Origin of the sequence: Arthrobacter sp. KBS0702, from assembly GCF_005937985.2 — a bacterium.
Classification (GTDB): domain Bacteria; phylum Actinomycetota; class Actinomycetes; order Actinomycetales; family Micrococcaceae; genus Arthrobacter.
Map to the genome: position 1 here is coordinate 157,479 of NZ_CP042172.1, position 20,678 is coordinate 178,156.

17 protein-coding genes and 1 tRNA gene are annotated in these 20,678 nt (G+C 68.0%); 6 read left to right on the top strand and 12 right to left on the bottom strand.

From position 1 onward, the window contains the following. Window positions 1–59: 59 nt before the first annotated feature. The 4 genes from FFF93_RS00760 to radA form a co-directional block, all read right to left on the bottom strand. Window positions 60–1,274: a multicopper oxidase family protein gene (locus FFF93_RS00760; RefSeq protein ID WP_315851479.1), complete on the bottom strand. Its 1,215-nt coding sequence runs from the start codon at window positions 1,272–1,274 to the stop codon at window positions 60–62. Continuing rightward, window positions 1,232–1,534 (bottom strand): hypothetical protein, encoded by a 303-nt coding sequence (locus FFF93_RS17185; RefSeq protein ID WP_315851466.1) that lies wholly within the window; start codon window positions 1,532–1,534, stop codon window positions 1,232–1,234. Before FFF93_RS17185 ends, FFF93_RS00760 begins: the two co-directional genes overlap by 43 nt. Continuing rightward, entirely contained in the window at window positions 1,534–1,827 is a 294-nt protein-coding gene (locus FFF93_RS00765) for an SHOCT domain-containing protein (protein ID WP_138767767.1), read from the bottom strand. The genes FFF93_RS17185 and FFF93_RS00765 overlap by 1 nt, the downstream gene beginning before the upstream one ends. A 102-nt stretch (window positions 1,828–1,929) precedes the next feature. Further along, window positions 1,930–3,303, bottom strand: coding sequence for a DNA repair protein RadA (radA, locus tag FFF93_RS00770; RefSeq protein ID WP_138767766.1), 1,374 nt, complete (start codon window positions 3,301–3,303; stop codon window positions 1,930–1,932). Window positions 3,304–3,451: 148 nt separating this feature from the next. Here radA and FFF93_RS00775 point away from each other — a divergent pair, with 148 nt between their 5' ends. Continuing rightward, the gene (locus tag FFF93_RS00775; protein WP_138767765.1) at window positions 3,452–4,261 is read left to right on the top strand and encodes a hypothetical protein; all 810 of its coding nucleotides are present in this window, start codon (window positions 3,452–3,454) and stop codon (window positions 4,259–4,261) included. Window positions 4,262–4,319: 58 nt separating this feature from the next. Here FFF93_RS00775 and FFF93_RS00780 read toward each other — a convergent pair whose 3' ends face one another. Next, on the bottom strand, window positions 4,320–5,447 hold the full coding sequence (locus FFF93_RS00780; RefSeq protein ID WP_138767764.1) for an aromatic acid exporter family protein: 1,128 nt from the start codon (window positions 5,445–5,447) through the stop codon (window positions 4,320–4,322). A gap of 259 nt (window positions 5,448–5,706) precedes the next feature. On the opposite strand from FFF93_RS00780, the gene pstS reads away from it, so the two are divergent. The 4 genes from pstS to pstB all read left to right on the top strand — a co-directional run bounded on the left by pstS (window position 5,707) and on the right by pstB (window position 9,884). Beyond that, window positions 5,707–6,825, top strand: a complete 1,119-nt coding sequence (gene pstS / locus FFF93_RS00785; RefSeq protein WP_138767763.1) for a phosphate ABC transporter substrate-binding protein PstS — start codon at window positions 5,707–5,709, stop codon at window positions 6,823–6,825. Between the two features lie 190 nt (window positions 6,826–7,015). Beyond that, complete coding sequence (pstC, locus tag FFF93_RS00790; protein WP_138767762.1) at window positions 7,016–7,948, top strand: phosphate ABC transporter permease subunit PstC; 933 nt, start codon at window positions 7,016–7,018, stop codon at window positions 7,946–7,948. Continuing rightward, window positions 7,949–9,058, top strand: a complete 1,110-nt coding sequence (pstA, locus tag FFF93_RS00795; RefSeq protein WP_138767761.1) for a phosphate ABC transporter permease PstA — start codon at window positions 7,949–7,951, stop codon at window positions 9,056–9,058. Window positions 9,059–9,104: 46 nt separating this feature from the next. Continuing rightward, a complete protein-coding gene (pstB, locus tag FFF93_RS00800) occupies window positions 9,105–9,884 on the top strand; it encodes a phosphate ABC transporter ATP-binding protein PstB (protein WP_138767760.1) in 780 nt (259 codons plus the stop codon). Window positions 9,885–9,901: 17 nt separating this feature from the next. On the opposite strand, the gene FFF93_RS00805 is transcribed toward pstB, so the two are convergent. The 3 genes from FFF93_RS00805 to FFF93_RS00815 form a co-directional block, all read right to left on the bottom strand. After that, complete coding sequence (locus FFF93_RS00805) at window positions 9,902–10,918, bottom strand: inorganic phosphate transporter (RefSeq protein WP_138767759.1); 1,017 nt, start codon at window positions 10,916–10,918, stop codon at window positions 9,902–9,904. Between the two features lies 1 nt (window position 10,919). Beyond that, the gene (locus FFF93_RS00810) at window positions 10,920–11,537 is read right to left on the bottom strand and encodes a DUF47 domain-containing protein (protein ID WP_138767758.1); all 618 of its coding nucleotides are present in this window, start codon (window positions 11,535–11,537) and stop codon (window positions 10,920–10,922) included. Between the two features lie 366 nt (window positions 11,538–11,903). Beyond that, complete coding sequence (locus FFF93_RS00815) at window positions 11,904–12,560, bottom strand: hypothetical protein (protein ID WP_138767757.1); 657 nt, start codon at window positions 12,558–12,560, stop codon at window positions 11,904–11,906. Window positions 12,561–12,763: 203 nt separating this feature from the next. On the opposite strand from FFF93_RS00815, the gene FFF93_RS00820 reads away from it, so the two are divergent. Continuing rightward, window positions 12,764–12,836: transfer RNA gene (locus tag FFF93_RS00820), tRNA-Lys, on the top strand. Between the two features lie 88 nt (window positions 12,837–12,924). On the opposite strand, the gene FFF93_RS00825 is transcribed toward FFF93_RS00820, so the two are convergent. The 4 genes from FFF93_RS00825 to FFF93_RS00840 form a co-directional block, all read right to left on the bottom strand. Then, complete coding sequence (locus FFF93_RS00825) at window positions 12,925–13,731, bottom strand: hypothetical protein (RefSeq protein WP_261375225.1); 807 nt, start codon at window positions 13,729–13,731, stop codon at window positions 12,925–12,927. Window positions 13,732–13,823: 92 nt separating this feature from the next. After that, complete coding sequence (locus FFF93_RS00830) at window positions 13,824–16,955, bottom strand: efflux RND transporter permease subunit (RefSeq protein WP_138767756.1); 3,132 nt, start codon at window positions 16,953–16,955, stop codon at window positions 13,824–13,826. Window position 16,956: 1 nt separating this feature from the next. Beyond that, complete coding sequence (locus FFF93_RS00835) at window positions 16,957–17,412, bottom strand: hypothetical protein (protein ID WP_138767755.1); 456 nt, start codon at window positions 17,410–17,412, stop codon at window positions 16,957–16,959. Next, a complete protein-coding gene (locus FFF93_RS00840; protein WP_261375227.1) occupies window positions 17,409–20,570 on the bottom strand; it encodes an efflux RND transporter permease subunit in 3,162 nt (1,053 codons plus the stop codon). Before FFF93_RS00840 ends, FFF93_RS00835 begins: the two co-directional genes overlap by 4 nt. Window positions 20,571–20,678 lie beyond the last annotated feature (108 nt).

Below are 20,678 nucleotides of genomic sequence, written 5' to 3' on the forward strand. Positions count from 1 at the left end.
GCTTGGCAAGCGTTTCGGGGCGGCCGGGGAAGGCTGCCGCGCCACTCAGCAGAGCGGCGTCAACGCACCTCGATCACGCCCATCATGCCGAGGTCCTCATGGTCCAGGATGTGGCAGTGGTAGACCGAGCGGCCGGAAAAATCCCGGAACGCGATCCGCACCGTGGCCCGGCCGTTGGCCGGCACGTTGACCACGTCCCGCAGGCCGGCGGGTTCCACGGGCCGGCCGTTTTCCGCGATCAGCTGCATCGGCCACACGTGCAGGTGGAACGGGTGGTCCATCGGGCTTCGGTTGACCAGGGTCCACTCCTCGACGGTCCCGGCGGCCACGGCGGTGTCCGTCCTGTTCTCGTCGAATGTCCGCCCGTTGATGCTGAAGCCCATCGGGCCCATGCCCCCACCCATCCCCATGGGGGTGGCGAGGACCAGTTGCCGGCGGGCGGCCACGACGGCGGAGCCGAGTTCGGGCGGTGCCGGCCCGGCGGGAACGGCGGCGGCTGGGGACGCGGGGTCGCCGGCGACCAGCAGAGTCGCCAAGGCGGTGCCGGCAGGATCCGCTGGTGCGCCCTCCGGCTGTCCGAGACCCATGCCGCGGCCGGCCATCCCGGGCATGTTTCCCCGGTTGTAGGGCAGTGCCCGCAGCACGGATTCCCCGGCGGCGGCCGTGACGAGCAGTTCCGCCCGGCTCCCCGGCGCCAGCAGCACCTCGTGCACGTCCGACGGCGACTTGAACCGCCCGGAGTCCATTCCCAGCAGCTGCAACTCTTGCCCGTCCAGCCGCAACCGCAGGTACCGCGCCACGCAGCAGTTGACGATCCGCCAGCGCTCCCGTTCCCCGGGACGCGCCGCCAGGCGGGGATTGGCCTGTCCGTTGACCAGCAGGAGGGCGCCCTCCCGCCCGGCCATCCGCTCCGGCTCGGTGGCCTCGGCCACGTTGCCCCCGGCGTCGAGGCTGGTATCGGAGACCATCAGGATGCGTTCAGCGCTCGCCGGCACGGGCTCCGGATCCTCGACGACGATGGCGCCGAAAAGCCCGGCGAAGATCTGGTCCGCCACCATTCCGTGATGGTGCGGGTGGTACCAGTACAGGCCCGGCGGATGCCCGGCCGGGAGCTGGTATTCGTAGTCGAAGCTGCTGCCCGGTTCCACGGTCACGAAAGGGTTGTCTCCGTTGCCCTCGGGAGATACGTGGAGCCCGTGCAGGTGCAGGTTGCTGGGTTCGGCGAGTTTGTTCAAGAGCCGGAGCCTGAGCACCTCGCCGGCCCGGAGCCGCAGGGTGGGCCCGGGGTGCCGCCGTTGTAGCCCAACGCACCGGCCAGCCGCCCGGCCAGCTGCAGCCGTCCCGGGGCCGCCTCAAGGGTCGCGGCGAGGACGCCGCCCGAGCTGCGGAGCGCACCGGGCTGGGCCAGGTCCTGCCCGGTGACCGGCGCAGGCCCGGAGTTGAGGGAAAGCCACAGTCCGGTACCGCCGGCAATGGTCCCGGCGGCTCCGAGGCCGCCCAGCAGCAGGGCGTTCCGGCGGCTGATCGGCGGCACTACGTGCCCTCGCCGAGTTCCTTCACATGCTCGCGGTACTGCTCCGCCGTCAGCTCGCCCCTTGCGAAGCGCTCGTCGAGGATCAGCCGGGCCTGGCTTCGGCCCCCCGGGGTTCCGGGGCTCCGGCCGGGCGGCGCGCCATAGGGCCCGGGCTGCCCGTGCCCGGGCAGGCCGCCGCGGCCGGGGCCGCCGAAGACCCGGATCGCGAGCAGCACAAGCACTGCGATTCCGACCAGGAGCAGCATGCCCCAGAGCCACATCCACCCCAGGTTCTGCCCGTACCCCCACATCATGACCGGTCCCTTCGCCGCTGGAAGCTCCTGTTCCAATCGTGCGCCCGAAGGAACCTGAGTGCTAGGGTCCTAAGTCGCCTCCGGGGCGCCCGGCGCCGGCCGTCAGCTGATCAGCAGGCCCAGGGCCTCGGCCAGGTGGCTGACCTCCCGGACCGAGAAGCCTGCCGGGACCGGGCCGGGGCCGTTGGGGCTGGCGGGGACCACCGCATGGGTGAACCCCAGCCGGTGGGCCTCCTGGATCCGCTGGTTGATCCCGGGCACCGGCCGGACCTCGCCGGCAAGGCCCACTTCGCCGAAGGCGATGAGCCGCTGCGGGAGCGGTTTCCTGGCCTTTGCGGAGGCGACGGCCAGGGCCACGGCGAGATCCGTGGCCGGCTCGCTGAGTTTCACCCCGCCCACGGTCGCCACGTAGGAGTCGTCCTTGTGCAGCAGGCAACCGGCACGCTGCTGCAGGACGGCCAGCAGCATCGCCACCCGCGAGCTGTCCAGCCCGCTGGTGGCCCGCCGCGGCTGCGCATTGGCGCTCTCGGCCAGCAGGGACTGGACCTCGGCCAGCAGCGGGCGGCGGCCCTCCAGGGTCACCGTGATGCAGGTGCCGGAGACCGGATCCTTGGTCCGGGAAACAAACAGGCCGCTCGGGTCGGCCAGGCCCACAATGCCGTCCTCGTTCAGGTCGAAGCAGCCGACGTCGTCGGTAGGGCCGTAGCGGTTCTTCACCGCGCGCAGCAGCCGCAGCCGGGAGTGCCGCTCGCCCTCGAACTGGCAGACCACGTCCACCAGATGCTCGAGCAGCCGGGGTCCGGCAATGGAGCCGTCCTTGGTCACGTGCCCCACCAGCAGGGTGGTCATGTTGCGGCGCTTGGCCGCGGCGATCAGGGACGCCGCGACTTCGCGGACCTGGGAAACGCCGCCGGCGCTGCCTTCGACGTCGGCGCTGCTCAGGGTTTGGACCGAATCCACCACCAGCAGCCTCGGCTCAAGTTTTTCCACCTGGCCCAGTGCCTGGCCGAGGTCCGTTTCGGCGGACAGGTACAGCGATTCGGCGACGGCGTCGATCCGGTCCGCGCGCAGCTTCACCTGGGCGGCCGACTCCTCGCCGGTGACGTAGAGGACGTCCTGGGCGGTGCGGGCAAACTTGGCCGCGACGTCCAGCAGCAGCGTGGATTTGCCCACGCCCGGCTCGCCCGCCAGCAGGATCACCGCGCCGGGGACCAAGCCGCCGCCCAGCACCCGGTCCAGCTCGTCCACCCCGGTGGGGAGGAACGCGGCCGTTGTGGCATCGACGTCGGCGATCCGGCGGGCGGGTTCCAGAACGGTGGCCGCCGCCGTCGTCCGCGCCACAGCGGTGCCGGTCTCCTCCACGGTGCCCCACGCCTGGCATTCGCCGCAGCGGCCCACCCACTTGGCCGTGGTCCAGCCGCATTCCGCGCACTTATAGCCCGGCGCCTTGGCGGCTCGGGTTGTCTTTGTTGCCATTGCTCAACCCTAACCGGGGGCGCCGACATCCGTCCCGGAGCCCCGCCTGGGGGCGGCCGGCGTCCGTTGCGGGGGAGCCTTGACGGTGCACGCCTCGACCGCCCATGCTGGGTTCCTGCCGTGCCAAGGCACTAACGGAAGGCCGACCATGTCTACTCCTAACCCAGCTGTTTCCCGGTGGCATTTCCGGGTGGTCCTGGCCGCAGCCGCAGCAGCGGTGCTGGCGTTTGCCGCGCTGCCCGCCGAGGCGGCCACGGCACCCGGTCCCGGCAACGACGTCTCGTGGCCGCAGTGCGGCAAGGCATTGCCGAAAGGCCAGACCTTCGGCATCGTCGGCGTCAACAACGGCCTGGCCAACACCACAAACCCGTGCCTCGGCACGCAGCTGACCTGGGCCGGCACCTCGAAGGGCGGAACCGGCCAGCCGCTGGTGGCCTTGTACGTCAACACCGCGAATCCCGGGGCGTCCGGGTCGTGGTGGCCCAGCAGCAACACCTATGGCGGGACCACCGTGGCCAACCCTTACGGGGAGTGCACCGGGCAATCCTATGGAGCCGCCTGCTCGTACATGTACGGTTACGCGAAGGCCTATGACGACGCCACCATCCGGGGCGTCAGCAACCCGGCGTCGTACATGTGGTGGCTTGACGTCGAGACCGGCAACAGCTGGTCCCAGGAAACCCTGGCGAACCGGGCGGACCTGGAGGGCATGGCGGCGTACTTCGCCAGCATCGGAGCGCGCACGGGGCTTTACTCCAGCCGAAGCCAGTGGGACCAGATTGTCGGCACTGTGCCCTCCGCCAGCAACCTCTACACACTGCCGAGCTGGCTCGCCGGGGCCAGGTCACTCGCCCTGGCAAAACGCGGCTGCGCCGACCCCGCGCTGACCGGCGGCGGCAAGGTCAGCCTCGTCCAGTATGTTTCCGGCGGGTTCGACTACGACCACTCCTGCATCTAGCACTTCCGGGCACCGCCGCAACCGGGGAGTCCGCCCCGCGGGGAAGCGCGCGCCGGCCTTAAAGGGCGGGCAGGATGTCGCGGGCCTCGTCCGGATCCATGCCGGCGGCCTCGAGAAGGTCCACCATCAGCGGGCGGAAGAGCATCACGACGGTTTCGCCTTCAAGCCGTTGCACGTCCAGCAGCCGCGGGTGCAGCCGGCCGGCCGTCTCGCTCAGCTCCACCCGGGCGGTGCGCAGGTGGGCGCGCCGCGCGCCGTCCTGCACCTCCGCCAGACCCAGCCCCAGTTCGTCGATCGCGGCCGCGGTCTCCTGCAGGACCTCCGCGATGTTCTCGGTCGCCTCGTCCGAGAGGGCGGCATGGTTGATCGCGCTGGTGAGCCGGCGCGCGAACACGCGGCTGTTGCGCAGAGCGAGGTCAATGAAGTCCACCGACTGCGCCAGCCGGTCCAGCTCCTCCCGGTGCCGCCGGTAGGCGGGCGCCAGGGCGGCGACCTCACCGGAGGCGCGCAGCGTCTGGCGCATCGCGTCGACCAAGGGCTGGCAGTTGCGGCCGCGGATCAGCGCGTGCCAGGCCTGGGTGGAGTCGCTGTGGGTCAGGGCCGAGGCGCATTCGCGCAGCACCTCGGCCAGTTCATGCAGCAGTTTCTTGACGTCGTTGCGGGGTTCGCGCCGCGGATCCTTGGGAATCAGGAAGGTCACCAGCAGGGCGAACACACCACCGACCACCGCGTCGATGCTCCGGGTGAACGGCCCTCCCGCAGGTGCCGGCAGCAGCACCACCAGCAGGGACTGCAAGCCCAGTTGCGTGGTGAAAATAGTTCCGCTGTCCAGGAACCGCGCCAGTAGAATCGAGAAAAGGAGCACGACGGCGGCCTGCCAGAGCCCCGCGCCCAGCCAGTGCAGCAGCAGGTCGCCCACCACAATGCCGATGGTGCAGCCCAGGCCCACCTCCACCACCCGTCGCAGTCGCGGGTCGCGGGAGAAGCCCAGGGCGATCAGGGAGGAGGTGGCGGCGAACAGCGGCCCGGTATGGCCCAGAACCTTATCGGCGAAGGCATAGGCCCCGACGGCGCAGGCTGTCATTTGGATCGCCGGCAGGAGCGACTTGCGGCTCCGGACAAATCCGGTGCGGACCCGCCCGCGCAGGAATCGTGCGCTTGCGGTAAGTCCAGTAGCGGGGGCCATGCCTACCAGTCTATTTGCAGTCCGCGGCGCCCGGACCGCAGGCCGCGGCCCCTACGACTGTGACGCACACAACGCAACCGCAACCCGTCAGATGTCAACGAATGGCCGGGAGTCGTTCACCCGCCGTTCACTTTGGACCGCAATTCTCTTCACTTGGGGCACCTAACTTCGGTAGAGGTACAAACCGTATCCACCGTCTTTTTGTTCGGACGTCTCCGGTCCGGCACGCATCTGAATAACCCTGGAAGGGGTACATCTAGTGAAGGCATCACGCTTCGGCCGCAACGCGGCCATCGCTGTCATCGCAGCCGGCGCTCTCGCGCTCACCGCTTGCGGTTCCGACAACGCAACCAACACCGCTGCGGGCACCCAGGCCGCCTCCGGCCCGAAGGTCACCGGTACGCTGACCGGCATCGGTTCCTCCGCGCAGGGTGCAGCCATGGACGTGTGGAAGACCAACTTCGCCTCCGCCAACCAGGGTGCCAACGTCCAGTACTCCCCGGACGGTTCCGGCGCCGGCCGCAAGGCGATCATCGACGGCTCGGCCCAGTTCGCCGGCTCCGACGCCTACCTCAAGGACGAGGAAGTCGCCGCCTCCAAGGCCAAGTGCGGCCCCGACGGCGCGCTGAACATCCCGGTCTACATCTCCCCGATCGCGGTGGCCTTCAACCTGCCCGACCTCAAGGAGCTCAAGCTCGACGCGCCCACCGTCGCCAAGATCTTCCGCGGCCAGATCGCCAAGTGGAACGACCCGGCCATCGCCGCGCTGAACCCCGACGCCAAGCTGCCGGACCTCAAGGTCACCCCGGTCAACCGCTCGGATGACTCCGGCACCACGCAGAACTTCACGGACTACCTGGCAGCCGCCGCGTCCGACGTCTGGACCGACAAGGCATCCGGCATCTGGCCTGCGTCCCTGAAGGGCGAGAACGCCAAGGGCACCTCCGGCGTCGTCAAAACCGTCACCGACACCCCCGGCGCCGTCACCTACGCCGATGACTCCGCCGTCAGCGGCAAGCTCGGCGTCGCCCAGATCAAGGTCGGCGGTTCCTTCACCAAGATCTCCGCCGAGGCAGCCGCTAAGGCCGTCGACGCCGGCAAGCCGGTCGAGGGCCGCAGCGCCAACGACCTCTCCATCAAGCTGGACCGCAAGACCACCATCGAAGGCGCCTACCCGATCGTGCTGGTTTCCTTCCACGTCGTCTGCGGCACCTACGACACCAAGGCAACCGCGGACCTGGTCAAGGCCTTCGAAAGCTACGTAGTCTCCGACGCCGGCCAGAAGGCCGCCGCCGACGCCGCCAAGTCCGCGCCGCTGTCCAAGGCGCTGCAGGACAAGGCGCTCAAGTCCATCGAATCCATCAAGGCCAAGTCCTAGGGTTCTCTTGCGCCGCAAGGCATAGTGGAAACACCAGCCTGACCAAGGTTCCCTGTTCCGAAAAGGCGGTTATTGACCGCCCGCCCGGGACAGGGAACCTAGGCGTTTGTCCGAAGTACCCAAAGATCCGCCGCCGGCCCGGAGAGATCCGTGCGGCCGCCGGTTCGGATCGAAGCTGAAGGATCGTGAAGTGACCACCACCTCCCTGACCACGTCCCGGGGCGCAGGCCGCGCCGGAGACAAAGTCTTTTCCGCAGCCACCTTGGCCGCAGGGTGCCTGATCCTTGCCGTGCTCTTCGGCGTGGCACTCTTCCTCGTCATCCAGGCAATCCCGGCCCTCGTGGCGTCCCCGGACAAGATCCAGGGCGGCGAAGGCTTCTTCGCCTACATCTGGCCGATCGTCATCGGCACCCTCATCGCCGCCGTGATCGCCCTCGTGATCGCGACCCCGGTCGCGATCGGCGTCGCGCTCTTCATCTCGCACTTCGCCCCTCGCGGACTGGCATCCGGCCTCGGCTACGTGATCGACCTGCTCGCCGCCATCCCGTCCGTGGTCTACGGCGCCTGGGGTGCCGCGTTCCTGGCCAGGGAAATCTCCCCGGCCTACACCTGGCTGGCTGGCAACCTGGGCTGGCTGCCGATCTTCCAGGGCCCGGCCTCGGCCACGGGCAAGACCATCCTCACCGCGGGCATCGTGCTGGCGGTGATGGTCCTGCCGATCATCACCTCGCTCTCCCGCGAAATCTTCCTGCAGACCCCCAAGCTGCACGAGGAGGCCGCGCTCGCCCTCGGCGCCACCCGCTGGGAAATGATCCGGATGGCCGTGCTGCCGTTCGGCCGCCCCGGAATCGTCAGCGCCGTGATGCTGGGCCTGGGCCGCGCCCTCGGCGAGACCATGGCCGTCGCCCTCGTCCTGTCCTCGGGCGCCCTCACGGCGAGCCTGATCCAGTCCGGCAACCAGACCATTGCCGCCGAAATCGCCCTGAACTTCCCCGAGGCCAGCGGCCTGAAGGTCAGCACGCTGATCGCCGCCGGTCTGGTGCTGTTCGTCATCACACTGGGCGTGAACATGATTGCCCGGTGGATCATCACCCGGCACAAAGAATTCTCGGGAGCCAACTAAATGACCTCCACCCTGACCCCGGTCCGCAAACGCTCGGCCCTGACTAAAGGGCAGCTGCCCAAGGCGGCGCCGTACATCGTGCTGGTCCTGGCCCTCGTCATCGGTGCGGCCGTTCTGGCCCTGATCGGCTTCAACGCCTTCGGCTGGGGCGTCGTCTCGGCCATCCTGTTCACTGCCGGGCTCGTCGGCTGGAGCGCCGTCGTGGAAGGCTCCCGCAAGGCCAAGGACAAACTCGCCACCTGCCTCGTGGTCGGCGCCTTCCTGGTTGCCCTGCTGCCGCTGATCTCGGTGATCTGGACGGTGCTGGTCAAGGGCCTCCCCGGCCTGCTGGACCCCGGCTTCCTGGGCACCTCGATGAACGGCGTCACCGGCGCGTTCGACAACAAGAGCGTCGACGAAGGCGCCCCCGTGATGGGCGGCATCTACCACGCGCTGGTAGGCACCGTGCAGATCACTCTGCTCGCCACCGTGATCTCCGTCCCGGTGGGCCTGCTCACCGCGATCTACCTGGTCGAGTACGGCGAGGACCGGGCGCTGGCCCGTGCCATCACGTTCTTCGTCGACGTGATGACCGGCATCCCCTCGATCGTGGCTGGCCTGTTCGCCGCGGCATTCTTCTTCGCCGTCGTCGGCCCCGGCACCAAGACCGGCGCGGTCGCCGCCGTCGCGCTGTCCGTCCTGATGATCCCGGTGGTGGTCCGCTCAAGCGAGGAAATGCTCAAGATCGTTCCGAACGAACTCCGCGAAGCCGCGTACGCCCTCGGCGTCCGCAAGTGGCGGACCATCCTCAAGGTAGTCATCCCGACGGCGATTTCCGGCATCGCCTCCGGCGTCACCCTCGCGATCGCCCGCGTGATCGGTGAGACCGCCCCGATCCTGGTCACGGCCGGCTTCGCCACGTCCATCAACAACAACGTGTTTGGCGGCTGGATGGCGTCGCTGCCCACCTTCATCTACACGCAGATCCTCAACCCGACCTCCCCGTCCAACCCGGGTCCCTCCGACCAGCGCGCCTGGGGCGCGGCCCTGGTCCTCATCATCCTGGTGATGCTGCTCAACCTGGGCGCCCGCCTGGTGGCACGCATCTTCGCCCCGAAGACCGGCCGCTAGGCCATCGCCGGCACCCGGTCCCTACCTCCACAAGTGAAGGAACAGCATGTCTAAGCGCATCGACGTCAAAGACCTCAACGTCTACTACAGCAAATTCCTGGCCGTCGAGGACGTCAACATCAGCATCGACGCCAAGTCCGTGACCGCCTTCATCGGCCCCTCCGGCTGCGGCAAGTCCACGTTCCTGCGCACCCTGAACCGGATGCACGAAGTCATCCCCGGCGCCCGGGTGGAGGGTGAGGTGCTGCTCGACGGCGACAACCTCTACGGCCCCGGCGTGGACCCGGTGACGGTGCGTTCGCAGATCGGCATGGTCTTCCAGCGGCCCAACCCGTTCCCGACCATGTCCATCCGGGACAACGTGCTGGCCGGCGTGAAGCTGAACAACCAGAAGATCTCCAAGGGCGAGGCGGACTCCCTCGTGGAGCGCTCGCTGCGCGGCGCCAACCTCTGGAACGAGGTCAAGGACCGCCTGGCCAAGCCCGGCTCGGGACTTTCCGGCGGCCAGCAGCAGCGCCTCTGCATCGCTCGCGCCATCGCCGTGGAGCCCCAGGTGATCCTGATGGATGAGCCCTGCTCCGCGCTGGACCCCATCTCCACGCTCGCCATTGAGGACCTCATCAACGAGCTCAAGGACGAATACACCGTGGTGATCGTGACCCACAACATGCAGCAGGCCGCCCGCGTCTCGGACAAGACGGCGTTCTTCAACATCGCGGGCACCGGCAAGCCCGGCAAGCTGATCGAATACGGCGACACGCACACCATCTTCAGCAACCCCACCGTCAAGGCCACCGAGGATTACGTCTCCGGCCGCTTCGGATAACCGGCAGCCGCCGGGTGCTAGAGCCTGGTGAGGGGCGACAGGGCGAGTTCCAGCACAAAGGCGGCCGCCGCGGTCACCAGCGGGGTCAGGGCCCAGAAGGCCAGGACCTGTAGCACCAGCCGCCGGTCGGTCCCCGTATAACGCTGGTTCGCGCCCGCCCCCAGCACGGCCGAAGTCACCGTGTGGGTGGTGGAAACCGGCCAGTGCAGTCCGATCGCGCCCACCAGCAGGATGACGCTGCTGTAGAGCTGGGCGACGAACCCGCGCAGCGGGTCAACCCTGACCAGCCGATAGCCGATCGTGTAGGAGATCCGCCAGCCGCCCGCGAGGGTGCCTGCGGTCAGCATCGCGGCGGTCAGGAGTGCCACCCACGCGGGCGTGGAGCCGCCGTCGGGCAGTCCCGCGGCCAGCATCGCCAGGATCAGCACGGCGCTCGTGCGCTGGCCGTCCTGCAGGCCGTGGCCGAAGGCCACCGCGCCAGCGGCGACGGCCTGTGCCCGCCGGGACCTGCTGTTCACCACGCTCGGCGGGGTGTAGCGGGCCGCCCAGGAAGCGGGCCAGACCAGCAGGTAGGCGCCCACAAAGGCGATGACCGGGGAGATCAGCAGGGGCAGCACCACTTGGAAGAGCAGCGACTGGTCCGCGCCCACCACCGAGTTTCCGCCCACCGCCACGCTGGCGACGCCGGCCCCGGCCAGGCCACCCACAAGCGCGTGGGTCGAGGAGGAGGGAATGCCGCGCCACCAGTTGTAGATGCCCCACAGGACCGCGCTGAGCAGCCCGGCAACAAGGATGGTGAGCCCGTTCGCCCCCGGCGGGAGGATGACCCAGGTCCGGCTGACCGCCAGCGCCAGCGCCGCGCTGAGGGCGGCGCCGACGAAGTTGAACAACCCGGCCAGCAGCACCGCGACCGTGGGGGTCAGGGCCCGGGTCCGGACCGCGAGGGCAACCGAGGAGGAAACGTCCCGGAAACCGTTGAGGAAGGCGAACGCCCCGGCGAAGAGAACCACCAGGGCAAAGAGGGCGAGGGACACCTCAGGATTCCTTGACGATGATGCTGCCCACCTGCGTGGCGATCCGCCGCATGTCCTTGGTGACTTCCACGAGCTGGTCCGCGATGTCGCGGTTGCGGGCGTACTGGGCCGACTTCATGTCCTTGAGCATGTCAGCCACCCAGACCCGGTGGGTGCGTTCCGCCCGCTTGGTGAGCCGGAGGACCTCGATCCAGTAATCCTCAAGGTCATCCAGATTGTTCAGCTGTCGCATGGCGTCGACCGTGAGTTCGGCCTGCCGGCTGATGATTTCCAGCTGGTCGGCCGCGCGTTTGGGCAGCCGCTCCAGCTTGTAGAGGAAAACGAGGTCCGCGGCGGCGTCCAGCTTTTCCATCGCCTCGTTGAGGTAGCGGGAAAGCGCGTACATGTCCTCGCGGGGGAGCGGGTTCAGGAAACTGGTGCGCATGTGTGTCAGGAGGGCAAAATGCAGTTCCGCGGACTTGGCTTCGTGGTCGTGCATGTCCTCCACGAGCCGCGAATGCTCGCTGGCGGGGGCGCCCAGGATCTCCGAAAGGGTTCCCGTGGCGAGGGCTATCTGGTGGGCCATCTGGGAGAGCAGGTTCAGCCCTGCGGGCTCCTGGGGAAAAAGGCGCAGCTTCACGTGGGGTTACCGGTCTCCGGACGAGGCGTACACGGGCGTTGTCTGCCGGCCCTGGAACGTGACGATGACCCGCGCATGGGGACTACTTTACCGCCCGGAATTTGAAGGCGGGAATCCGCCGGTCCCGGCAGCGGGCATGAAAATGGTGCCGAACCGGATACGCCTCTCGGCGGTAGGCCGCTCTAGGCGGCTAATTGTTGAAGCCCGGGGGTTTCGCGGTTCGACACCGCCTTTAGTTTTCTACGTCGTCAGGCCCAAGTCAACATTGACAGCGGGGGCCCGGCGTGCGTATTGACAGTGCCGCGAAAGGGGTCTAAATGGTCCTATTCCGGCGTCGCGCGGCGCCCGCGGACGGCGCCGGGTGAGTCAGTCCAGCTCGCCCAGCCGCCAGGCGTTGGCCGCGTGTTCGAGGTCCTCTGCGGTCTTGACCAGGAGATGCGAGTTCCGGGTGAGCTTGCTCGCATGGTTCGCGTTGCTGTGGTCGACGCCGTCGGCGAGCGTGGCTTGGCCCAGCGCCACCACCCGGCAGAACGCGGCCGAGCGTTCCAGCGCGACGTCGAACTCGCCGTCGAACGCGCCCGAGAGGATGGCGTCCGCCATCGACTTCATTTCCTCGGCGCCCGGAGGCTCGGCCGCCCCTGCCACCACGTGCGATACCTGCGCGGTGTCCTTGCCGGCCTTGAAGTAGACCGAAATCCGTTCGGGATCGCGGATCGTGGCGGCACGCAGGGCGTAGAGCCGCCAGAGGGCGCCCGGGAGGGAGCGTGCCGGGCTCTCCGCCCACATTTCGGCGATCGCATCCAGGCCCTGTTCGTCGGCGAGTTTGACCAGCCGCTTGGTGATCTTGGGGTCGTCGCTGTCCCGTCCGCGGCGCACGAGCGCCTGTGCTGCGAGGTGGGCTGCCTCGGAGACGCGGGCGGGATCCGCACCACCGGCGAACGGTTCGAAGTCGATCGGTGCGAAGGGCTTCGGCTTGTGGTGACGGTGCGGTCCGGGGCTGCTGGCTCCTGCTTGCTCGCTCATGCCCCCACGCTACTCCTGTGCATTCCGGGAATCGAGCATGGATCTCCGCTGCGCGACGTCGGCGCAGCAGCCATGTGACGGCGGCGTGTCGGCCCGTGTGACAAAGGGCGCCTGCGTCTGGGGTACAGTGTTAACGTCCAGAAATGGAATGGGCCGACGTGTCTGTCAAGGGCGGATTTTTCGCTGTTGGTAGCTGTCGGCTGGGGCCTTTAGCTCAGTTGGTAGAGCATCGGACTTTTAATCCGTGGGTCGTGGGTTCGATCCCCACAGGGCCCACTCTTTTAGCGAAGAGTGGAAAAACCCCCGGCCTCCTGGCGACAGGAAGCCGGGGGTTTTTGTGCGTCCCGGACCGGAGCGGGGGACGCTAATGTTCGACGGCCTTGGGGGTCTGCCCGTAGATGTCGGGACTGACCTCGTAGCCGTGGCGGTCCTGCGCCTTCGCCCGGTCGTTGACGCGGGCCAGGTCCCCCGCGTCCAGCTTGACCGTCTTGTCAAGGTTCAGGACTTCCTGGCTGTCCCCGCCGGAGGCGGTTACTTTGTAGCTTCCGACGCCGGAACGGTAGTACTTCTGCTGGTGGCCGGCAGCCGCGCCGTCGAGCGGGTTGAACTCGTCGATCTTCACCGTTGAACCTTTGCGCTCCACCACCTGCGCGCAATCGAGGAAGTCAATCGAGGGTGCCGACGCCTGCGTGTAGGCGTCCGTTCCTTCCCGGGGATGGGCCTGCATCGCGATGCCGCCGTGCGCGTCGTCCAGGCCCGAGATGAAGGTGTTGGGGGCGCCGGTGAACTTGCCGGCGTCGAACTCCTCCGGATACTCACCGAGCAGCCAGACGTCGCCGTGCCGGTTCTGGGCGAAGAATGCCAGCTCCGACTCCGCGAGGACCCCGTCGGAGTAATCCCTGTCCCACAGGACCACGGTCCGCACGCCGTCGATCTTCTTGGTCAGCCCGGTCACGATGGACACCACGCGGTGTTCGTGGGTCTCCGGCGTTCCGGAGCTGAGGTCTGTGACGGTGCCGGAGAATTCGGACCTCGTACCCGGTTCCATGGGTAGCCATTTGTTGTCGATCTCGGGGTGCGAGGGAAAGTCCGCGGCCTTGACATCGGGCATCGAGCCCGGCCCGCAGTCGGCCGTTCCGGCCACGGCGGGGCTCCCGGTCAGAAACGACATCGGGAGGGCGATGAGGCACGCTAATGCGGCGCGTTGCTTACTAAACATCGATCTGTCCTCTTCTTTGTGGGGAATCGCCGGGGGGTCGGGTACTAAGCGGCGGCCTCTGGCATGGCGGCCAGACGTTCCTTCTTCGATTTGGCGAAACGGAGATAGAGCGACGGCACAATAAACAGGTTGAGCAGGGTTGAAGTGACCAGGCCGCCGAGGATGACGACGGCCATGGGGTGTTCGATTTCGTGGCCCGGAACGGCTCCCATCACCACGAGCGGCACCAGGGCCAGCCCGGTGGCCAGTGTGGTCATGAGGATGGGCGAGAGCCGTTCCCCGGCTCCGCGGAGCACAAGGGCACGGCCGAAAGCCTGGCCCTCGTTCTTTTCCAGGTGTTGGCAGTGGTTGATGAGCAGGATGCCGTTCCGCGCCGCGATCCCCATCACCGTCAGGAACCCGACCACCGATCCCAGCGACAGGACCCCGCCCGAGATGTAGGCGGCCATCACCCCGCCGACCAGGGCGATCGGCAGCGTCAACAGCGAGAGGAATGCCAGCCGCCAACTGCGGAAGGAGGTCTGCAGCAGCAGCAGGATCAGGGCAAGGGCCGCCAGCGCAAAGATCATGAGGCGGTTCGTCGCGGCCTCGCGCTCGGTGAACTCACCCAGCAACTGGACGCTGTAGCCGGGCGGCAGCTCCAGGGCGGCCAGCCGGTCCTGCAATTGGCCAACCACCACCCCCATGTCTGCGCCCTTGTCGAGGAACGATCCCACTTCCACCCGGCGGGATCCGTTGGTGCGGTCGATCTGGTTCGGCGTCGCCTGGAGTTTGACGGCTGCGACGTCGGCCAGCCGGACCCGCTGTCCGCCGGGGGTATCGATCGGCAGGTCCTCGATGCTGGTCACGCTGGAGCGGGTCGCCGGGGTGCTCCAGACCTGGACGTCGTAGGCCCGACCGTCCCGGAAGACGTCCCCGACCTCTTCGCCGGCCACCAGTGTCGCCGCTGCCCGCCGCACATCCCCGGGCTTGAGCCCGTACTTCTGCGCGGCGGCCAGATCCACCGTGACGGTAATCTGCGGGACCTCCACCTCGAGGGACACGTGGGCTTCATCGGTGCCCGGAATGTCATCCAGGACCTTCTTGACCCGCTGCGCCTGTTCCCGCAGCACAGTGAGGTCGTCACCGAACACGCGGACCAGGATCGGCTCGCTGGCCCCGGTCAGGACCTCCTCGATCCGCTCCTTCAGGTAGGTCTGGACGTCGCGGTGAAGCCCCGGGTAGCCGTCCACGACTTCCTGGACGGCAGCCAGCGTCTCGTCGTAGTTGGCATGGCGGTCGATGCTGATCCAATGCTCGCCGGCGTTGACGCCCACGATCTCGTCGGCCGCGAACGCCTGCCCGATATGCGTGCCGCAGTTCAGGACGCCGGGCACTTTGAGGAACTCCGCACACCCGCGCTGCGAGATCCGGTATTCCTCCTCCGCCGACGTTCCCGGCTGCGAGATCCAGTGCATCAGGAAGTCCCGCTCCTTAAACGTCGGGAACAGCGACGAGCCCATCAGCGGGGTAATCGCCAAGCCCACGGCGGCGAGGGCGGCGAAGCCGGCATAGCCATAGCGGGGACGGTTCATGACCCGGGACAGCACGGCGTGGTAGCCGCGCTTCAACACCCGGACCAGCGGGGGGTCCCGCTCTTCCAACTTTGCGTTCCCCAGCAGGATGAGGGCCAAAGCCGGCGTCACGGTCAGGGCCACCAGCATGGAGGCGAGGACGGCCAGGGTGTAGGTGATGGCCAGCGGCCGGAAGAAGACGCCGGTCAGCCCGTCCAGGAAGAAGATCGGCACGGCGGCGACCACAATGATCAGCGTCGCGTACACGATCGGACTTCGCATCTCGAGGGAAGCCTTCAGGACCACGGAAGCGGCCGACGCGTCGCTGCCCCGGGCGCGGTGCTGCCGCAGCCTGCGCATGATGTTTTCGACGTCGATGATCGCGTCGTCCACCACCACGCCGACGGCAATGACCAGCCCGGCCAGGACCATGGTGTTGATCGAACTGGCGGTGAAATAGAGGACCAGGGCCGCCGTGAGCAGCGAGAGCGGTATGGCAATCAGGCTGATCAGGGCGGTACGCCATTGGAAGAGGAAGGCGCCGAGAATCAGGACGACGAGCAGGCAGCCCAACAGCAGGGCGGTGCTGAGGTTGGAGATGGACTCCTCGACAAAGCTCGCCGGACGGAAGATGGTGGTGTCAAAGCTGATCCCGCTCATCCCGGGCTGGAGCTCCTTCAGGGCTTCCTCCACGCCCTTGGTCACGTCCAGGGTGTTGCCCCACGGCAGCTTCTCGACGATCAGCATGAGCCCGTGGCCGTTATTGATGACGGCATCCCCAATCAGCGGCTGGTGGTCCTCGACCACCTGGGCGACGTCGCCCAGATGCAGTGCCACACCGTCCTTCTCCCGGATGGTGACCTGGGCCAGGTCGGCAGGCGTCTGGATCGGCTGGACGTGGCGGACCCCCATTCTCTGGGTCGGGCTGTCGATGAAGCCGCCCGTACCGATGAACCGTCCCGGGGAATACTTCAGCAGCCCGGCGTCGAGGGCTCCTGCCGTGACCTCCATGACCTGGTTGAGTGAGACGTTTTGAGCCTTGAGCTTGTCCGGTTCCACCTGCACCTGCAGCATCTGGAGGCGTTCGCCCCAGATGGCTACATTGGCCACCCCCGGAACCCGGAGCAGCCGTGCCCGGATGGTCCAGTAGGACAGCATCGACATCTCGATCAGGGACCGGTCCGCGGAGGTCATGCCGATCTTCATCACCCGGCTCGTGGCAGACAGCGGCTGCAGCATCACCGGCGGGGCCGCCCAGGTGGGCAGCGCCGCCGTCACGGCAGCCATCCGCTCCGACACCAGCTGGCGGGCGTTGAGCAGTTCCGTTCCCTGGTGGAAGATCAGCACGATCGAGGACAGCTGCGGCACCGACTTGGACCGCAGCTCATCCAGGCCCGGCATGCCGCCCACCGCCGCCTCGATCGGGACGCTGACCAGCTGCTCGACTTCCTCCGCGGTCAATCCCAGGCAGGCGGTCTGGATTTCCACCCGGGGAGGGGCGAATTCGGGGAAGACATCCACTGATGCGGAGCCCAGCTGCAGCGAGCCGAGCAACATGACCGCGCAGGCCAAGGCCACGACGATGGTTCTGAACCTCAGGCTGATGCCGATGAGCCAGCGCATGTCAGTGCGCCGTATCGAATTCTGCGCCGTACAGTTCCTCGGCTCCCGTGGTGACCACCACGGTGCCGGCGGCAGGACCGTCACTCAGCAGCGCGACGGCGCCGTTGATCCGCTCGACGGTGACGGCCTGGCGGACGTAGACCCGGGCCTCGGGGTTCGTGTAGACCCAGGTCTTGCCGGTGCTGTCGTACAGGATGGCCCAGTAGGAGACGCTCAGTTTCCCGGTCTGCGGATCCGTGGCTGTGGCATCCGTTTTGAGGCCGACCCGCTCGACGGCGCGCTCGGTCAGGGTGATGCGGTGCAGATCCGTTCCCGGAACCTCCGCGAGGACGGCGGGGTCGCCGTTGGCCGGGGCGGCCTCCTCGATCTGGGCGCAGCCTGCGGCACCAAGGGCCAGGACGGCGGCAATGACCAGGCCGGCCAGCGTGCGGCGCCGTGGCGAAGGGATCGGGTTCATGACGCATCCTGACTTTCGGTCCGGCCAAGGGAACCGCTGCCGGCGAGGGGGCTCAGTGCTTCTTTCGGCTGGAACCGGAGCAGGACGGCGGGCATAACGAACAGCATGAAGAGGGTCGTCGTCAGCAACCCGCCCCAGATGATCACGGCGAGCGGCAGGATGATCTCCGTGCCGGTCACACCGCCGAAGAAGACCAGCGGCAGCAGGACCACGGCGGTCATCACGGACGTCATGAGGGTGGGTCCCAGCCGTTCCCGTGCGCCCCGAAGCACCAGATCCGGCCACGACGCCGTGCTGTCCTCGGCCCGCAGGCTCCGGACCAGGCCCAGCAGCAGCAAGGCGCCGCGGGCGGCGATGCCCAGGACGGCCGCGAAGGCGACAAGCGAAATCAGCGAATTGACGGAGCCTGTGGCCTGGGCGGCCAGCACTCCGCCGGACAGGGACAGGATCAGGCCCAGGAAGATCATGGCGGCGAGCTTCCAGCCTCCGGCTGCCGTCTGCAGCAGCACCAGCACGCCGGCCGCCGCAATGGCGGCCAGGAGCCACAGCCACTGATAGTTGCCCTGCAGCTGCGCGTACTGGGCCAGGACCTCGGCGTGGTAGGCGAGCGGGAACTGCATCTGCTGCAGGCTCTTGTTGACGTCCTGCTGCACATCGCTGACGGAACGGCCCTGGATGTCCGCCTTCACGTCGATGCGCCGTGAGGTGTCGTCATGCAGGATGGCGGCTTCATTGCCCACCATCGTGACTTGGGCAACGTCGCCGAGGCGGACGTGGCCGCCGTTGGGGGTGTCGATGATCAGGTCACGGACGCTGTCGAGGCTGTTCCGCGTGGACGCCGCCCCCTTCACGATCACCGAGAAGACCTTCTGCTGCTCGTAGAGGTTTCCGACTTCGATGCCCTGCAGCAGCGCCGCTGCCGCGCGTCGGACATCGCCGGGAACGATGCTGGCTTTCTGCGCTGCGGCGAGGTCCACCTTGACCTCTGCGATCGGCTGTTCCACCGGGGCATCCACGTGGGGGTTCACGACGCCCGCGGTGTGCTCCAGGATCCGTTGCACCTCTGCCGCCTTCTGCCGCAGGACCGCAGTGTCGAGGCCGTAGACCCGAACCCCGAAGCCGCTGTCGCCGGCCTCGCGGATCTGGTCGATGCGCTCCTGCGGGTAGGTCGATACCTTGCTGGTCAGGCCGGGGTACCCGGCAACGACCTGCCCGATGGCGGCCGCAGTGTCGGCGTAGGACGCGTCCGGGGCAACGGTGACCCACAGCTCACCGGAACTGACGTCGCCGACCTGGTCCGAGGTGACCGCGCGGCCGACGTGTCCGCCCACGTTGGCGACCCCCGGGAGGGCGCGCAGTTCGCCGGCGGCGGCTTCCGTGATCCGGCTCATTTCCTGGTCCGAGGTTCCGGCCATCGCGCTCCAGTGCACGACGAGGGTCTTGTCGGCCAGGACGGGCACCACGGGACGTGACCCGGCCAGCTGGGGTGCCAGGGCAAGGCCGGCCAGCGCCACCACAGCGGCGGCGGCGAAGACCCACCGGCTCTTTGCGGTCACGCGGGACACGAGACCGTCGTAACCGCCCTCAAACCGGGCCAGGGCGCGGCGTTCCGGGCGGGGCGCGGACCCTGCGGGCAGGTAGTAGGCCAGCGCTGTCGTGACCGTGAGCGCCACGACCATGGCGATGACCAGGGCCAAGAGATAGTTCAGGACAAGCGGGCCGAACAGCGCCCCGTTTTCGCCGGCCACAAAGAACGCCGGAATGACGGCCAGCGCCATGATCATCAGCGAGTAGAGCATCGGCGTGCGTACCGACCGCATGGCCTCAGGGATCAGGGCTTCCCTCCACTCTCTGCCCCGGGGGCCGGGGCCGGCGGGAATCCTGTTGGCCCTGGCGAGGCCGTTGAGGTCCTCGGCGACGTCGCCCACGATGACGGCCAGGGCCAGGACCATCCCGGCGAGGACCATCGTGTTCATTCCGGCGCCGCGCACGTAGAGCAGCAGGGCAGCCGCGGACAGCGACACCGGAATGGTGATCAGGCTGATGACGGCGGTGCGCCACGAGCGGAAGAACGCACCGAAGATGGCCACGATCAGCACGAGGGTGATCAGCAGGGCGATGCCGAGGGTACCGACTTCCTCCTGGATGAAGGACGCCTGCCGGTAGACGGTGCTATCGATCTTGACGCCCGGCAAGCCGGGCTGGAGGGCTTTGAGGGCCTCATCGACGCCCTTCGTCACGGCCATCGTGTTGGTCTCGGGGAACTTCTCGATGACCAGCAGCAGCTCGGCTTCCTTGCTCAGGAGGGCATCGCCGATCAGCGGCTGGTGGTCGGTTTCGACCGTGGCGACGTCCTTCAGGAGGAGCTTGCCGTTGGGCCCCTCGATGGGAATCTGGCCCAGGTCCTGGGGGGAGGCGATCGGCAGGACGTGCTGGACGCCGATCCGCTGGTGCCCGGTTTCGAAGAAGCCGCCCGTGCCGGGGGTGGAGGCCTCGAGGTAGCTCAGGGGCGATACCCAGACGGAATTGCCGGTGGTCTTGATGACTTCGTCCAGCGTCACACCCTTGGCTGCCAGCTGTGCCGGGTCAACCAGGACCTGCAGCTGCTGGTCGCGCTGGCCCCAGATGGCCACGTTGGCGACGCCGGGCACGGAAAGCAGCCCGGGCTTCATGGTCCAGCGGGCCAGCACCGACATGTCGATGGCCGACATGTCGGTGGAGGTCAGCCGGATCATCATGACCCGGCTGGTCGATGAGAGCGGCTGCATGAGCACGGGTGCTGCCGACACGTTTGGAAGCGCGCGGGCCTGGGTCAGCCGCTCCGAGACCAGCTGGCGCGCGCGGAACAGGTCCGTGCCGGGCTTGAAGACCATCTGGATCGAGGACAGGCCCGGGACGGACTTGGAGCGGATTGCCTCCACCCACGCCACGCCGTTGAGCAGGTCGGCCTCCATCGGCGAGGTGATCAGCTGTTCGACTTCCGCCGCCGACAGGCCGAGGGCCTCGGTCTGGATCTCCACCTGGGGCGGGGCGAATTCGGGGAATGCGTCCACTGCCATGCCCGGCAGGGTCGTGAGTCCAAAAGCGAGGATCCCGGCGGCCACGGCCAGCACCAGCAACCGGAACTGCAGAACCAGGCGCAGCATCGCGGCCATCATGGCCGGGACCTCACTGCGGTGTTGTCGCTGCGGGGACCTGCGTCGGGATCGACTCCCGGAAAGGGCCCCTCAAATGAACTTTCGAACGGTTGCCTGTCCACGGCGCGG

What these genes read in the sequence shown, in the direction of transcription:
- FFF93_RS00765 (WP_138767767.1), bottom strand. Translation starts at nt 1,827, where the DNA reads ATGATGTGGGGGTACGGGCAGAACCTGGGGTGGATGTGGCTCTGGGGC.
- radA (WP_138767766.1), bottom strand. Translation starts at nt 3,303, where the DNA reads ATGGCAACAAAGACAACCCGAGCCGCCAAGGCGCCGGGCTATAAGTGC.
- FFF93_RS00775 (WP_138767765.1), top strand. Translation starts at nt 3,452, where the DNA reads ATGTCTACTCCTAACCCAGCTGTTTCCCGGTGGCATTTCCGGGTGGTC.
- FFF93_RS00780 (WP_138767764.1), bottom strand. Translation starts at nt 5,447, where the DNA reads ATGGCCCCCGCTACTGGACTTACCGCAAGCGCACGATTCCTGCGCGGG.
- pstA (WP_138767761.1), top strand. Translation starts at nt 7,949, where the DNA reads ATGACCTCCACCCTGACCCCGGTCCGCAAACGCTCGGCCCTGACTAAA.
- pstB (WP_138767760.1), top strand. Translation starts at nt 9,105, where the DNA reads ATGTCTAAGCGCATCGACGTCAAAGACCTCAACGTCTACTACAGCAAA.
- FFF93_RS00815 (WP_138767757.1), bottom strand. Translation starts at nt 12,560, where the DNA reads ATGAGCGAGCAAGCAGGAGCCAGCAGCCCCGGACCGCACCGTCACCAC.
- FFF93_RS00825 (WP_261375225.1), bottom strand. Translation starts at nt 13,731, where the DNA reads ATGTCGTTTCTGACCGGGAGCCCCGCCGTGGCCGGAACGGCCGACTGC.
- FFF93_RS00830 (WP_138767756.1), bottom strand. Translation starts at nt 16,955, where the DNA reads ATGCGCTGGCTCATCGGCATCAGCCTGAGGTTCAGAACCATCGTCGTG.
- FFF93_RS00835 (WP_138767755.1), bottom strand. Translation starts at nt 17,412, where the DNA reads ATGAACCCGATCCCTTCGCCACGGCGCCGCACGCTGGCCGGCCTGGTC.
- FFF93_RS00840 (WP_261375227.1), bottom strand. Translation starts at nt 20,570, where the DNA reads ATGATGGCCGCGATGCTGCGCCTGGTTCTGCAGTTCCGGTTGCTGGTG.